10 protein-coding genes and 1 tRNA gene are annotated in these 15,173 nt (G+C 70.9%); 8 read left to right on the forward strand and 3 right to left on the reverse strand.

Going from position 1 to position 15,173, the window contains the following annotated elements:
* Positions 1-57: 57 nt before the first annotated feature.
* From ACFXB5_RS31725 to ACFXB5_RS31745, 5 genes are read left to right on the forward strand one after another with little or no spacing between them, the layout of a single operon-like run.
* Positions 58-2,214 (forward strand): GDSL-type esterase/lipase family protein, encoded by a 2,157-nt coding sequence (locus tag ACFXB5_RS31725; RefSeq protein ID WP_385214221.1) that lies wholly within the window; start codon positions 58-60, stop codon positions 2,212-2,214.
* Between the two features lie 11 nt (positions 2,215-2,225).
* Positions 2,226-3,659, forward strand: coding sequence for an alpha-L-fucosidase (locus ACFXB5_RS31730; protein ID WP_385214223.1), 1,434 nt, complete (start codon positions 2,226-2,228; stop codon positions 3,657-3,659).
* Between the two features lie 5 nt (positions 3,660-3,664).
* Positions 3,665-4,609 (forward strand): hypothetical protein, encoded by a 945-nt coding sequence (locus tag ACFXB5_RS31735; protein ID WP_385214226.1) that lies wholly within the window; start codon positions 3,665-3,667, stop codon positions 4,607-4,609.
* Complete coding sequence (locus ACFXB5_RS31740; protein ID WP_385214229.1) at positions 4,606-5,505, forward strand: CARDB domain-containing protein; 900 nt, start codon at positions 4,606-4,608, stop codon at positions 5,503-5,505. The genes ACFXB5_RS31735 and ACFXB5_RS31740 overlap by 4 nt, the downstream gene beginning before the upstream one ends.
* A gap of 10 nt (positions 5,506-5,515) precedes the next feature.
* The gene (locus ACFXB5_RS31745; protein ID WP_385214232.1) at positions 5,516-8,635 is read left to right on the forward strand and encodes an alpha-N-acetylglucosaminidase TIM-barrel domain-containing protein; all 3,120 of its coding nucleotides are present in this window, start codon (positions 5,516-5,518) and stop codon (positions 8,633-8,635) included.
* Positions 8,636-8,821: 186 nt separating this feature from the next.
* Here the strand turns inward: ACFXB5_RS31745 and ACFXB5_RS31750 are convergent, their stop codons facing one another.
* Positions 8,822-9,952, reverse strand: coding sequence for a hypothetical protein (locus ACFXB5_RS31750; RefSeq protein ID WP_385214235.1), 1,131 nt, complete (start codon positions 9,950-9,952; stop codon positions 8,822-8,824).
* 153 nt (positions 9,953-10,105) lie between these two features.
* Here ACFXB5_RS31750 and ACFXB5_RS31755 point away from each other — a divergent pair, with 153 nt between their 5' ends.
* On the forward strand, positions 10,106-10,852 hold the full coding sequence (locus ACFXB5_RS31755; protein ID WP_385214238.1) for a hypothetical protein: 747 nt from the start codon (positions 10,106-10,108) through the stop codon (positions 10,850-10,852).
* Between the two features lie 24 nt (positions 10,853-10,876).
* Here the strand turns inward: ACFXB5_RS31755 and ACFXB5_RS31760 are convergent, their stop codons facing one another.
* Complete coding sequence (locus tag ACFXB5_RS31760) at positions 10,877-12,973, reverse strand: hypothetical protein (protein WP_385214241.1); 2,097 nt, start codon at positions 12,971-12,973, stop codon at positions 10,877-10,879.
* 263 nt (positions 12,974-13,236) lie between these two features.
* On the opposite strand from ACFXB5_RS31760, the gene ACFXB5_RS31765 reads away from it, so the two are divergent.
* The gene (locus ACFXB5_RS31765; RefSeq protein ID WP_385214243.1) at positions 13,237-14,304 is read left to right on the forward strand and encodes a hypothetical protein; all 1,068 of its coding nucleotides are present in this window, start codon (positions 13,237-13,239) and stop codon (positions 14,302-14,304) included.
* Positions 14,229-14,840 carry a recombinase family protein gene (locus ACFXB5_RS31770; RefSeq protein WP_385214246.1) on the forward strand — a complete coding sequence of 204 codons (612 nt, stop codon included), beginning with the start codon at positions 14,229-14,231 and terminating at the stop codon, positions 14,838-14,840. Before ACFXB5_RS31765 ends, ACFXB5_RS31770 begins: the two co-directional genes overlap by 76 nt.
* A gap of 141 nt (positions 14,841-14,981) precedes the next feature.
* Here the strand turns inward: ACFXB5_RS31770 and ACFXB5_RS31775 are convergent.
* Positions 14,982-15,066: transfer RNA gene (locus tag ACFXB5_RS31775), tRNA-Leu, on the reverse strand.
* Positions 15,067-15,173: the final 107 nt, after the last annotated feature.

The raw sequence follows: 15,173 nt of genomic DNA on the forward strand, positions 1-15,173 counted from the left end.
GCCGACGGCGCCGCCAAGGCGCTCAAGGCACTCCACCATGCTTCCTGAGGAGGACCCGTGCTTGGCGTGCCTGGTGTGTTCAGAGGGCTCGGACACCGCGGATTCGCCGCCTTCGCCGCGGGCTTGGCGGCCACCCTGGCGGCGCTGCTCATGGCGGCGCCGGCCGAGGCCGGGCAGCTGGCCTGGACGGGTACGTGGGCCACCGCGCAGCACGCCTCGTACGACCCCGGCACCTCGGAGGTCACCGTACGCATACCGGTGCGCGTCAGCGCCGGCGGGTCGAGCGTACGGATCCGGCTGGCCAACGGATTCACCGACCAGCCGGTGACGATCGGTCACGCCACCGTGGGGCGGCGCGACAGCGGTTCCGCCGTGGCGCACCCGTACGACCTGCGGTTCGGCGGGAAGCGGGAGGTGACGATCGCGGCGGGCGGGCACGCGGTCAGTGACCCGGTCCGGCTCGCGGTGCCCGACCGTACTGACCTGGTGGTCAGCCTGTACTTCCCGGGTCGGCTCACTCACATCAGCCAGCACTGGATGGGGCTGCAGACCGTCTACTGGACCCCGGACGGCGGCGGTGACCACGCCGGGGACTCTGACGGGAGCGCCTTCACCACGACCGACTCCACCTTCCCGTTCCTGACCGGGGTCGACGTTCGGGGCGGCGATGCGAAGGGCGCCGTGGTGGCGCTCGGCGACTCCATCACCGACGGGGCGTCGTCCACGGCGAACGCAAACCGGCGCTGGCCCGACTACCTGGCCGCCCGGCTTTCGGCCTGCTCGTCCACCGCCGGGGTGCTCAACGAGGGCATCAGCGGCAACCGGATCACCGCCGGGACCGACGGCAACCCGTCGGCACTGGACCGGCTGGAGCGCGACGTGCTGTCCCAGCCGAACGCCCGGACGGTGATCCTGTTCGAGGGCGTGAACGACCTCAGCTGGGGTGGCGCCACCGGCGACCAGGTGATCGACGGTATGCGGCAGATCGCGCGGCGGGCCCACGCCCGCGGGCTGCGGGTGATCGGCGCGACCGTGGTCCCGTACCGGGGATGGGGCGACTGGTGGACCGAGGACAAGGAGGCCGACCGGCAGCGGGTCAACGCGTTCATCCGCGACTCCGGCGGCGCCTTCGACGGGTACGCCGACTTCGACAAGGCGGTACGGGATCCGGCCGACCCCACCCGGTACGCCGCCGCGTTCGACTCCGGTGACCATCTGCACCCCAACGACACCGGGATGAAAGCGTTCGCCGACGCGGTCGACCTGGCCGCCCTCGGCGTGGCCCGCGACTGCCCCTCGGCCCGCGTCCGGCTGACCCCTTACCAGCCGAGCCTGCGGGCCGGTCAGGCCACGCAGATGACAACAACCGTCACCAACACCGGCCCCACGGCCGTCACCCGTGTCAGCACCCGCCTGAAGCTGCCGCACGGCTGGTCCGCCGAACCGGCGGGCAGCGCACGGATCCGCACCCTCGCCCCGGGCGAGCGCGCCGCCGTCACCTGGACCGTCACCCCCGCGGCCGACGCCGCATGGGGCACCCACCCGATCAAAGTGAACGCCTCCTGGCGCCAGGGCGGCCGGCCACGGCACGACTCCGACGGCGTGGACGCCATCGTCGTGCCTGTCCCGTCAGGGGTGCGGGCGCCGTACCTGACGACCGCCACGGCCGAGGACGCCCAGTACGCCCGGAACAGCGGTCGAAGCGGTGACCAGTTCGCCATCTGGGCGGGCGGCCGGGACCTTTCCGGTGGGATGGACGAGAAGGCAGCCGTCTATCTGCCCGCCGCCGCGCCGCGCTCGGGCAGCGTCACCGCCCGGGTGGTCGGCCAGACGGGCAGCGGGCCGTCCGCCAAGGCCGGGATCGCCGTCGCGGGCGACCTGACCGCGCCGGAGAAGGGCGGCTACGCCGTGCTGGCCATGTCGGCGCGGTACGGCGTGGAGTTCATGACCGACAGCGACGGCGACGGCCGACTGGACACCTGGGCCGGCGGCGGCGACTCCTACCACCCCGCCTGGCTGCGGCTGGTCCGCGACGGCACGACGTACACCGCGTACGCCAGTGCCGACGGCACCGTCTGGCAGCGGGTCGGCACCGCGACCGTGCCGTCGGCGAGCGGCAGCGGCGACGCCGGCCTGGTCGCCAGTGCCGTCAACCTCAACTATCCCGGCCAGACCACCACAGCTGTCTTCGACTCCTTCTCCGTCACCGAGTGAGAGGCACCTTCATGGCAGTCAGCCGCAGAGACCTCCTGACCACCGCGACCGCCCTCGGCGGGGCCGTGCTGCTCGGCCCGCCGGGGATCGCTCACGCCCTCGGCGGCAGGGCGCGCCCCGACTATGAGCCCACCAAGGCGTCGCTGGACACCCACCCGGTGCCGCGCTGGTACAAGGACGCCAAGTTCGGCATCTTCATCCATTGGGGCGTCTACTCGGTGCCCGGGGGCACCGGACGGCACAACGCGGGCGAGTGGTACCTGTGGTACCAGAGTTTCAAGGACACCGCCGAGTGGAAGTACCACCGGGACACCTACGGCCAGGACTTCGTCTACGACGACTTCATCCCGCAGTTCAAGGCCGAAAACTTCGACCCGGACTCCTGGATCAGGCTCTTCGAGCGGGCGGGCGCCCAGTACTTCGCGCTGACCAGCAAGCACCACGACGGTTTCGCCCTCTTCCCCAGCAAGGTCACCGACCGGCACTCGGTGAAGTACGGCCCCAAGCGCGACCTGGTCGGTGAGCTGATGACCGCCGCCCGCAAGCGCGGCACCGTACGGCCGGGCCTCTACTACTCGCTGGGCGAGTTCTTCAACCCGGCCATCGGCCGGCCGATGAAGAACTTCTACACCGACGAGGAAATCCCGATGGTCGGCTACAAGCCGGTCCAGGACTACGTCGGCGACTACGAGCTGAAGCAGCTCTACGAGGTCATCGACCGGTACGACCCCGAGCTGCTGTGGGCGGACGGCCAGTGGTTCCGGCCCACCGGGGAGCCGCCGTGGCGCAGCGAAGAGCCCATGGCCTACTACTACAACAAGGCGAAGAACCGGGCGCGGCCCAAGGGCGTCGTGATCAACGACCGGTTCGACACCCACTTCGACTTCGCCACGTACGAGCAGCGCACCAACCCCACGATGGACCCGCAGAAGTGGGAGTGCTGCATCACCATGGGCTACTCCTGGGGCTACAACAAGCACGAGCTGGACGAGGACTACAAGACCTCCGAGTTCCTGATCCACCTGCTCGCCGACGTGGTCAGCAAGAACGGCAACCTGCTGCTGAACATCGGCCCCAGGCCCGACGGCACCATCCCCGCCATCATGCGGGAGCGGCTGCGCGACATCGGCGCCTGGCTGGATGTCAACGGCCCGGCGATCTACGGCTCGACGCCGTGGGTGCGGGCGGAGGAGGAGGGCAGCCCACTCGGCATCCGCTACACGGTCACCCCCGGCAGGTTCAACATCATCGCGCTGGGTGCCCCCAGCGGAATCCTGTCGGTGCCCGCCGACATCCCGATCAGCTCCACTTCCAGGATCCGGCTGCTCGGCCGCCAGGGCCCGCTGCGGTGGACCCGCGAGGACGGCAAGATCCACATCACGGTCCCCTCCGCTCTCCCCAGCGACATCGCGAATACCTTCACCGTCGACTGGGACCGGGGATGAGCGCGATGACCGGACGCGACGAAACCCGGTTCGACACCCTCGGACCCGCCCTCACGGTGACCACGGTGCCCGCGGACCCGGCCGGCGGCGACGCGGTGACGGCCACCGCGCACCTCACCAACGACTGCCCCTTCCCGCTCCGCGACGCCGTTCTCCACCTGATCGGCCCGGGTGCGACGACGGCCGCCAGGACCCTCCCCCTCGGCAACCTGCGGCGCGGCGCGAAGGTCACCCGCAGCTGGCAGACCGCGATGCCCGCCGACGTGGCGGGCGACGTATCGTTCACCGCGCACCTCGTCTTCGACGTCGACGGCCACAGCTCCGACTGCGCCCGCTCCGCCAGGACCGTCAGCGTCCCCTACGAGCCCAACGGGGTGCGGGAGCCGTACACCACCTTCGCCACCACCGACGACGCCACGTTCGGCCAGTATGCCCCCGGCCAGTTGGTCATCTGGGCCGGTGGCCGGGACCTGTCCGGCGGCACCGACGAGAAGGGGGTCATCTACCTCCCCGGCGCCGCCGCCGAGTCCTGCGTGGTGCAGGTCAGGACGGCCGGCCTGACCGGCAGCGACAACCCCAGCGCCAAATCGGGGATCGCGATCGCATGCGACCTGACCGCACCCGGCAAGGGCGGCTACGCGGTGCTGACCATGTCCGCACGGTACGGCCTCGAATTCATGACGGACAGCGACGGAGACGGACACCTGGACACCTGGGCCGGAGGCGGCGGCTCCTACCACCCCGCCTGGCTGCGCCTGGTGCGCTCGGGCACCACCTGTACCGCGTACGCCACCGGCAACGGACTGGCGTGGGAGCGGATCGGCACCGCCACCGTGCCGTCGGCGAGCGGCGCCGGAGACGCCGGAGTCATCGCCAGCGCCGTCAATGCCAACTACCCGGGCACCACCGTCCGGGCGGTCTTCGATCACTTCTCGGTGGAGGCACCATGAACGGCCACGCGTACCGGCCCAACGAGGACTTCCTCACCCCGCCCATCTCGCTGACCGTGTCGCCGACGAGTCCGGAGGCGGGCTCGGCGGTGACGCTGACCGCCACCATCACCAACACCGCCCAGATCGCGCTGGGCGACACGGTGCTCTACCTCGCCGTGGACGGCACTGGTCGGTCGTCCCGTCTGGGCAGCCTGGCGCCCGCTGCCACGGCCACCCGCAGCTGGCGGACCCGGCTCGCCGACGACGCCGAGGGCCTCGTCTCGTTCACCGCTCACGCGCTCTTCGACGTCCACCGCGACGGCTCCGACTGCGCCCGCGCCACCTCGTCGGTGCGGCTGCCGAACCGGTCGCTCGCCGGTGCCTTCGACAACGCGGGCATCGCCTCCGACGACGCCCTCACGGTCGCCGACATCGACGGGTCGCGGTCCAGCCTGTCCGCGCAGGCGCTGGCCTCGGTCGGGCTGACGCCGGGGGCGGCGGTGACGTACGACGGGACGACCTTCACCTGGCCGGACACCCGGCCGGGGAACAAGGACAACGTCGTCGCCTCCGGGCAGACCGTGCTGCTGTCCGGCTCGGGCTCCCGGCTGGCCTTCCTCGGCACCAGCACCTGGGGCGAGGGCAAGGGCGAGGGAGCCGTCGTCTATGCCGACGGCACGCGGCGGGCGTTCTCCGTCGCTGTCCCGGACTGGTACGGGGCGAACAGCTCCGCCTCAGTGGTGGTGCCGTACCGCCACATCTCCACCGGCCGGGACGACACCCCGGTCAGCCTCTACGTGTTCGGCGTCGAGCTACAGGACAAGGAAGTGCGCGCCGTCGTGCTGCCGAAGGTCAGCGACGGCCTGGAGTCGGGCGTCCCCGCACTGCACATCTTCGCGATGACGGTCGCCTGAAAGGACATTCATGGACAACAACGAAGGCGTCAGCCGCAGACAGATGCTGACCGGAGCGGCCGCCGTGAGCGGCGCGCTGCTGCTGGCGAAGCCGCAGGCCGCCCGGGCGACCGCAGCGAACGGGAGCGCCCGGCCGTTCGACACGGCACCGGCCGCCGCCGCGCTGCGGCGGCTGGTACCCGCCCACCACCAGCAGGTCACGCTGCGCGCGATGGTGGCCAGCGGCGGCGACCACTTCAAGGTCACCGGCCGGGCCGGGAGCATCACGGTGGAGGGCACCAGCCCCGCCGTACTGCTCACCGGGTTCAACCGGTACCTCGCCGAGGCCGCGAAGGCCGACATCTCCTGGAACGGCGAGCAGCTGAACCTCCCGCGGCTGCTGCCCGCGCCCGGCGCGGAGATCACGGGAGCGGCGAATGTCGCCCACCGGTTCGCGTACAACGACACCAACGAGGGCTACACCGGCGCCTACCGGGGCTGGAAGGCCTGGGAGCGCGAGATCGACGTACTCGCGCTGCACGGCATCAACGAGGTGCTCGTGTACATCGGTGCCGACGCGGTCTACTACGACACCTTCCGGGACTTCGGCTACTCGGACGCCGAGCTGCGAGAGTGGATCCCCGCCCCTTCCCACCAGCCCTGGTGGCTGCTGCAGAACATGTCGGGGTTCGGCGGTCCGGTGTCCAAGCACCTCATCGACCAGCGGGCCGCCCTCGCCAAGAAGATCATCGCCCGGGTGCGGGAACTCGGCATGACCCCCGTGCTGCCGGGCTACTACGGCACCGTGCCGGACGACTTCCTGGCCAAGAACCCCGGCGCGTCGCTGGTCTCCCAAGGCACCTGGGGCGCCTTCAAGCGCCCCGACTGGCTCGATCCGCGCACGGACCTCTTCGCCGAGGTCGCCGTCGCCTTCTATCGGCACCAACGGGAACGCTACGGCGACAGCTCGATGTACAAGATGGACCTGCTGCACGAGGGGGGCAACCCCGGTGACGTGCCGGTCGGAGAGGCGGCCAAGTCCGTCGAGGCGGCTCTCCAGAAGGCACACCCCGGGTCGGTCTGGGCGATCCTGGGCTGGCAGACCAACCCCAGCCGGGAGATCCTCGGCGCGGTCGACAAGAGCACGATGCTCGTCGTCGACGGCCTGTCCGACCGCTACACCACCGTCACCGACCGGGAGAGCGACTGGGACGGCACCCCGTACGCCTTCGGCTCCATCTGGAACTTCGGCGGTCACACCCCGATCGGCGCCAACGCTCCCGACTGGGTGGACCAGTACCCGAAGTGGCGGGACAAGTCGGGCAGCGCGCTCGCCGGGATCGCGATGATGCCGGAGGGCGCCGACAACAACCCCGCCGCCATGGCCCTGTTCACCGACCTGGCCTGGACGCCCGGCGCCATCGGCCTCGATGACTGGTTCGCCTCGTATGCCGTGTCCCGGTACGGCGGCGAGGACCCGCACGCCGTCGCCGCGTGGGAGGCGATCCGTGACACCGCGTACAACATGACCCGCGCGGACGCGTGGAGCGAGGCGCCCGACGGGCTGTTCGGCGCCCGGCCGAGCCTGGGCGCCAACAAGGCCGCCGCGTGGGGCCCGGAGGCCGACCGCTACGACACCACGGCCTTCGACACGGCGCTCACCGAACTGCTCCAGGTGGCGCCGGCGCTGCGCGACAGCTCGGCCTACGCGTACGACCTGGCCGACGTTGCCCGTCAGGTGCTGTCCAACCGCAGCCGGGTGCTGCTGCCCCAGATCAAGGCGGCGTACGAGGCCGGGGACCGCGGCCGCTTCGACCGGCTCACCAGGACCTGGCTCAGCTGGATGAAGCTGATGGACAAGGTGTTGGCCACCAGCGGCCAGCACCTGCTCGGACGGTGGCTGGCCGACGCCCGTTCCTGGGGCGCCACCAAGGCGGAGAAGGACCGGCTGGAGTACGACGCACGGTCGATCATCACCACCTGGGGCGGCCGGGCGAGCAGCGACGAGGGCCTGCACGACTACGCCAACCGGGAATGGTCCGGACTGCTCAGCGGCCTCTACCACCTGCGCTGGAAGACATACTTCGACGAGTTGTCCACGGCGCTCGCGGCCGGCCGGCAGCCCGCCGAGATCGACTGGTTCGCGCTGGAGGACCACTGGGCGCACCGGCACGACAGCTACCCGGTGCGGACGTCGGGCGACATCCACACGCTGGCCCGGAAGGTGCGGGACACCCTGACCGCGGATCCCCACCAGGTGGCGCTGACCGCGTCCGCCGACCGGGCAGCGGTGGCCGAAGGACGCCCGGTCACGGTCACCGTGTCGTTCACCAACCGCAATGGATTCGGCCCCGCGACGGATGTGAGCCTGTCGGCCGACGCACCGGAGGGGATGACCGCCGAGCCGGTCGGCCCGACCACCGCGGCGTCCATCGCCCCGGGCGAGACATTCTCGGCGAGCTTCCGGGTCACCCTCACCGCGGCCGCCGGCGCACTGGTCTCCCGGGTGCCGGTGGGCGCGTCCTACCGAACCGGCGGGTCGCGGGGCTTGGCCGCGGCGTCGGTCCGCCTGATGGCGGCCACCGGTGTCCAAGCGCCCTACCGAACCGCTTCCTTCAACGACGCCGTCTTCGGCCAGTCCGGGGACGCGCTCGCCATCGAGGGCGGGGGCGCCGATCTGTGGGGTGGCACCAATGAGTTCGCCACGATCCACCGGGTCGCCGCCTTCGGCTCCGCCTCGGTCGCCACGGTCCAGGTCACCTCGCAGGACAACACCGGCGGCTGGGCCCGCGCCGGGCTCATGGTCCGTAACGACCTCTCCACGAACGGAGACGGCTCGGCCGGGTACGTCAATCTGGCGGTGACACCGTCCAACGGATGCGCACTGTCCTGGGACGCCGACGGCAACGGAACATTCGACTCGATCGAACTGTCCGGATCCTTCACCGCTCCGGTGCATCTGCGGCTGACGCGCTCCGGCAACGCCTATACCGGCGAGTGCAGCGCTGACGGCGTCTCATGGACCACGGTCGGCACGGCCACCCCGGGCGGCGTTGCCGACGCCCAGGACATCGGGGTGTTCATGACGGCTGCCAACGGCTGGACCGACACCCGCGGGATCGCCGCCTTCCAGGGCTTCTCCGTCACCTGAGCCAGCGGGGTCCGTGCGGTCCTGCGATTGAGACCTAGATCTGCCCAGGTGACTAGGGTCTGTCCGCGATGACGCCATCAGGGCGCAAGCCCTGAACGCACACGATCTCCATATGAACGCACACGCTCGTGGCGATCGTCTGGCGGTGCCGAGCCGTTATCCGGAGTTCGGGGTCCGTGCCGTCTGTTATCGGAGGTTGTGGGTGTTCAGACGGTGGATGAGGCCGGGGCGGCGCTGGTACGTCTCACGCAGGCGCGTGATGCGCTGCCGGAAGTCCGCTCCGCTGCCCACGTGGTCGCAGGCATCGCGCAGGTCACGCAGGAGAGTGACGGCCCGGTCGTAGGCGTTGGTCTGTTTGGTGGCGATGTGCGCCTCGACCTGTCGCCACACGGAGTCCGCATCGTTGGCCAGGGCTGTCAGGTGCTGGGCGCGGGCTTCAGCCTGTCGGCGTTGTTCGCGCCGGCGGCGTTCTGTGCGGCCGGTGTGGGCGGCGTCGAGCAGGTGGGCGGCGGATCGGTTGCCGGGAGTGATGGCCGGGGTGGCGGTGCCGCGCAGGCGGTGCAGCAGTTCGGTGTGCAACTGGGGTTCCTGTCCCAGGGCCAGCCGGAGCAGAAACCCGTCCTTTTCCTTTGCCGGCAGGGCGGTGATCAGGGGTTGGAGTTCTTTCTTCGTGGGCTTGGCCGTGGGTTCGGGGGCGGCGGGGCTGGACTGTGCGGCGGCGGAGAGCAGGTCGGTATCGACGCGCAGGTAGTCCGCCAGCGCGCGCTGCGGGGCGGTGAGATCGGCGAGACCGGCCGGGACGGGAGGCTCGGTGACGGTCTGGTACTCCTCTTCGTCGTCGTCCTGCAGTTCCCACGCGGCGAGGGCGGAGAGCCAGGCGAGATACAGGGATCGCAGGTCGCCTGCGGCCAGTTCGTCGCGTACGCCGATGAGCGCGGTCAGGGAGTCGTCGGCGCCCTCCGCCCAGTCGCCGCCTTCGTCCTCGCTGGTCAGGTCGAGGACGATATGCGTGCGGGTGTTCCAGGCCTCGACGTGGTCGTCGAGACAGTACGGCTGGACGGTGCGCAGCGGTAGGCGCTGCTTGGGCAGCCGCAGCATCAGCCGGTGCGTTCCCCAGTTGGTGACGTACAGGTGGGCGTCGAAGTACCGCTCGACCATGCTGCGCGGCTCGCCGCGGAAGTTTCCCCAGTGGTAGGTGTTGGTGAAGCTTGTCGCGGTGATCCGCGCCCGGGTGGACAGATCACGAAGCTGTTCCTGCTCCTCGCGGCTCAACGGCCGCTCAAGGGCCTGGAACTCGAAGTACTGGTACTCGCTCACCCACAGGACCCTACTGTCGGCCGCCCGCGGTCGCCCTCGAGAGGGGGCGCATGCTGTCGGGTCGTCCGTAGGATGAGTCGGCATGACCGGTGACGGGACGATGATGAGGACGACGGCAGAGCGGATCGCGGGGCGTGCCGCGTGGGCGCGGGCATGACCGATGCCTGGAGTGACCACGATGTGACAGCGCTCCGCGCCGCCTGCCACGCGGCGGACAGCAGGGCCCTTGTCGCGCTGCTTCGCACACGTGATGCGGAGCCGGTGCTCCAGCAGTGCGGAGACGTGCTGACCGCCGCCGTTGTCCGGGGTGTGCCGGCGGCCGTGGAAACGGCGGTCCGGTGCTTGGCGGCGCTGCGGGTGCGGAATGGGGAAGGCGATGAGGTACTGGCGGATCAGCTTGACGCCGCGATCGGTGGCGCTACCCCTTTCCTGCGTCCCTTGCCTGTCGATCTGGAGGAACTCTCCGGCCTGCTGGAGGGCGATCCGGCCTGGGGCGGTGGCTGGGTCGATCTGAACACCGGCGAGTGCCGGCCGGCGACGGCGGACTTCGGGGAGCCCTGGGGTGAGGGAGAGCCGGAGGACACCGGGCGGCGGCTGCATGTGGCATGCGCGAGGTCACACGCTGCTTACCGGGACATGGAGGACTTCATCGCCGCACTCGACGACCGGAGCCTCGCCGACGCCTTGGGTGCCACGATCACGGGCCGGGGAGCGTTCCGCCGGTTCAAGGACGCGCTGGCCGTCTCACCAACTGAGCAGCGCCGTTACTGGTTGTTCAGCGCGGAACGCCGGCACGGCCGGGCCCGGACCTGGCTCGCCGATCACGGCTACCGGCCCACACCACGTGCAGGTTCCGGCCGGGCCCGGTCCACTCCGCACACCCCGGGGCGGCCGTCATGAGATACGAGGGCGCGGGGCTGGAGGTCAGCGGCGGCGCTTGCGCTTCCTCATCGTGCTGCGCCCGTGCTGGGCGCGGGCCGCGCCCAGCCGTCCGAGCTGGGTCGCCCTGGCGCGAAGGGGACCGTCGCCGAGGCGGCGCAGTGTATCGAGTCCCGCCTGGTCGGGGTGGCCAGAGACGAGTGCGGCCCCGATCGCCGTCTCGGCCTCCGCGCGGCCCTGGGCGAGCAGAGCTTCAAGGAGGGCCTCCTCACCGCCCAGGTCCAGGAGTTGGAGGAGGCTCTCGGCGACCATCAGCGCGGCCTCGGTGTCGGTCAGGCCCTCGTGGTCGAGGGCGCCGCGCTGGGTGAGGACCGTGAGGGCGGTGGGGGCCAGGTCCGGGTCGCCGCGCAGGGAACGCAGCAGTTCCGCACCGTCGGGGAGGGCGGTGGTCAGGGTGTCGAGCAAGGCGGCGGCGCGTGTGCGGAAGGGAGTGGCGCGTACCGCGTCCAGGAGCAGGTGCCGGGCGTGCTCGGGGCTGTCGTGGGCGGCGGTCCAGGCGGCGAGTTCGGCTTCGGCGTGCTCGGGGTCGTACTCCTGGGCCAGCACGCCCAGCAGTCCGGCGGCGGGCGCGTGGGTGAGCTCGCCCACCAGTGGTGCGCTACGGCCCTGGGCGAGCAGCCGCTGCCGGACGGAGCGGGTGCCCAGATCGGTGAGGCGGATCAACTCCACGGGGCCAGATGCCAGTTCCGCACGCAGCTCCTTCGCGCGGGCGGTGGCACTCGGGTCCGGGACGGCCGGGAGGGGGCCCAGCAACTGGGCGAGTTCCGCGGGCATCCCGGTGGGCAGTTGCGGACCGGCTGGGGGCTCATCGAGCGCGGTGTCCAGGAAGACGGGGTCGGCCATGCCCTGCTCGCGGGTGATCGCGCCGAAGCATTCCAGGACGTCCAGGACGTGGCGCAGGTCGTGGTCGGCGTCCAGCAGCCACGCCCGCTGCTCGCGTTCCGGCGCCCCGCCGAAGGTGAAACTCATCCGGTAGGCGAGGTGGACCGAGTCGCGGAGCCGGGGCCAGGGCATCGGGTACGGAAGACTGTAGAAAGTGTTGAGGATGTCGGGCAGCACATCCTGGTACACATCGAACAGCATCGAGGTGGCGTCGTACCCATCGGGGCCGCCCAGCAGTGGGCCCCGCAGCTCGAAGAACGCCTCGAAGGCCCGCTCCCACAGCGCGAGCGGATCCGCGAGCACCGGGCGCGCCTTGGCCACCGCGTACACCCGGCCCTTGGCCACCCGGATCAGCCGGGCCTGCTTCGCCCAGGCGAACAGCAGATTCACACGCGGCAGTTCCGCACTGGTACGCACCTGCTCGACCGGATCCCCGGTGGCCAGGGCGCGGACGAGGTCCCGGGCATCGGCGAGGCGCAGCCGGCCCGTCTTCGTCAGATCACGGCCCTCGCTCCCGGCCCACCCGGCCAGTCCCGCCAGCTGCCCGATCAGGGGGACCGCGGCGGCCCGCTCCCGCAGCACGTCCTCCTCCGGCAACGTGACCGGCAGTTGCGGTTCGGCCCGTTCCACCTGCGCCGGGCCGGCCGTCATATGCCGGGTCATGATCGCGTCGAGGGCCTCGCGGTCGTAGGGAACCTCCCCGCGCCGGGCCCGCTCGGCGAACCGTGCCATCGCCGCCTGATCCATGATGTCCACGCCCTGCTCGGCGGCGGTGACCGCCCAGAACTTCGCCGACCCCCAGCGGGTACGGTCCCGCATCCGGGCGCCGAACTCCCCGGACGCGGAGCTCACCGCTGACTCCAGCGCGGTCAGGCCATCCCCACGGGGATCGGCCAGTCCGAACGCGTCGAAGTACCGCAGCAGGGCCAGCAGCGAACCCGGACCGTCGGGCACCGGCTGCCCCGGCAGCACGGTCAGCGTCCGCGGCAGCCAGTCCAGAAGGAACCCCTCCACATGGGCCGCCCGCCACAACCCCAGACGGCCGTCCACCGTCCCGCGGTGGCGGTAGTCAAGAGCCGACTGAACAACGAACGCATCCGCGTCCGCTCCTTCGTCGTGCTCCCGCGCCCACGCCTCCACCCGACTCGCCAGCATCTCCGCGGCGGCGTCGAACTCCTCCTCGTCGGGCTCGAACAACATGCGCATGAAACACCCTCACAGACACGAAGCAGTACCCGGCCACGCTACCCGGCAGAAAATAGGCCCCTGGACACCCACAACAACGGTTGCCGTCCCGCCGGCGCGGATCCAGCCACCGGGCCGCCACGCAAGCAAAGAACGGAGCCACTTCGAACTGGCCGTACTCGGGGGTCGTGCCCGAGGCTATCGGCCAGGCAGCACACTGCTGCCGAAGCAACGGACACCGATCTTCATCCGTTCGAGTCAGCCTTTGTCCCGGGCCGTTGACGGCAACTCGCAAGCGGTCCACGGTCGACATGCCGGGCGAGCCCAGCGGCAAGCAGGAGGTGCCGATGATGACAGCCGACGCGCCTCCCGCCGTCCCAGCCTCTGATACCGCGGCCGGGCAAGGTTCGCTCGCGGACTGGGCCGGCGAACCCTGGCAGCGGCGGTTCGGATCCCCGTCCCCCGAGCTGCCCGAACTTCGGTTTGCCTTCTACGGGCGGGTATCCGCCGAGTACCACCAGGATCCCGCTACGTCACGGGCCTGGCAGCTGCCGCGCGCCCAGGCCCTTGCTTCCGGGCATGGGCGGATCGTGGCCGAGTTCTTCGACATCGGTCATAGCCGGACCGTGCCCTGGGCGCGTCGTCCGGAGGCCGCCGCATTGCTGGCGGCGATGGCCGACCCGGACCGGAGGTTCGACGCGGTCATCATCGGCTCCAGCGAGCGGGCCTTCTACGGCCATCAGTTCGCGACCATGGCCCCGCTGTTCGAGCACTACGGTGTCGAAGTCTGGGTGCCGGAGCTGGGTGGCGCGGTGGATCCGCAGATCGGCGGGCAGGAGGAGCTGATGATCCTGCTCGGCATCCTGTCCAAACGGGAGATCGCCCGCGCCCGGGTCCGGGTGCGCAGCGCGATGACCGTGCAGACCCGCGACCAGGGCCGTTACCTCGGCGGCCGGCCACCGTATGGCTACCGGCTGGTGGACGCCGGCCCACACCCGAACCGGGCACTCGCTCGCCGCGGCCTGCGCATCCAACGCCTGGACATCGACCCATACTGCGGGCCGATCGTGTCCTGGATCTTCACCCAGCGCCTGGCCCGGCACAGCATCGCGCGAATCGCCCGTGCTCTGAACGACGCCGGTATCCCTTGCCCGTCCGCAGCCGACCCCGGTCGCAACCCGCACCGGAACGGTCAGCGTTGGCTGCCCGCACCGGAACGGTCAGCGTTGGCTGCCCGCACCGGAACGGTCAGCGTTGGCTGCTGCCCACGGTGCGGGCCATCCTGGCCAACCCCCGCTACACCGGCCGCCAGGTCTGGAACCGCCAGCGCACCGACCACGACCTGATCGACGCGGCCAACACCACTCTCGGGCACCGCGACGTGACGCGGTGGAATACCCCCGCCGACTGGGTCGTCTCGGCCCAGCCCACGCACCCGGCGCTGGTCAGTGAGGCCGACTTCATCGCCGTTCAGCACCTCCGCACCACCCGGGAAACGGCACCCGGCCGCATCTATCTCCTGGCGGGGCTGCTGTGCTGCGGCGTCTGCGGGCGTCGGACGGAATCCCACTGGGCCCGCCGCCCCGCCTACCGCTGCCGCCATGGTCATACCAGCGCCACGAGGCCCATGCCCGGCCGCACTCCCAACGCCTACCTGCGCGAGGACCAGGTCTTACCGCACTTGTCCGCACTGCTCCTCCGCCTCACGCACCACGACCCGGACGGAGCCGAGCCGATGGCCCTGAGGGCGAGCGCAGCGCCGCTCTCATCGGCCGACGCTGTCGCGTACCTCCGCAGCGAGGCGATCTCGCTGACCTATGACCCGGCGGCCAGATACCTGACCGCGGACACCCCTCGAGCAGAAAGGGTCACGATCGGCTGATCCAGAGCCCGACCACCGAACCCCCGACGAAGGGAGAAGCGCAGGGGAGGGCCGAAACGACGAACACCCGCGTCCAGCCAGGAGCCGGAGGCGGGTGCCGATTCCGCCTGCCCTGGAAACGGACAGTGCGGGGGAACATTGTGTCCGAGGGGGGACTTGAACCCCCACGCCCGATAAAGGGCACTAGCACCTCAAGCTAGCGCGTCTGCCATTCCGCCACCCGGACCAGGTGCGCTCCGCGGCTCGGCCGCGGCGACATGGACCACGATACCAAGGTTTCGGAGTGCGTTTCACCTGCGTATGCCGGGTGCCCGCCCCCGCGCCGACCTGGGG

Origin of the sequence: Streptomyces sp. NPDC059455 (assembly GCF_042750115.1) — a bacterium.
In the GTDB taxonomy this organism is placed as follows: domain Bacteria; phylum Actinomycetota; class Actinomycetes; order Streptomycetales; family Streptomycetaceae; genus Streptomyces; species Streptomyces endocoffeicus.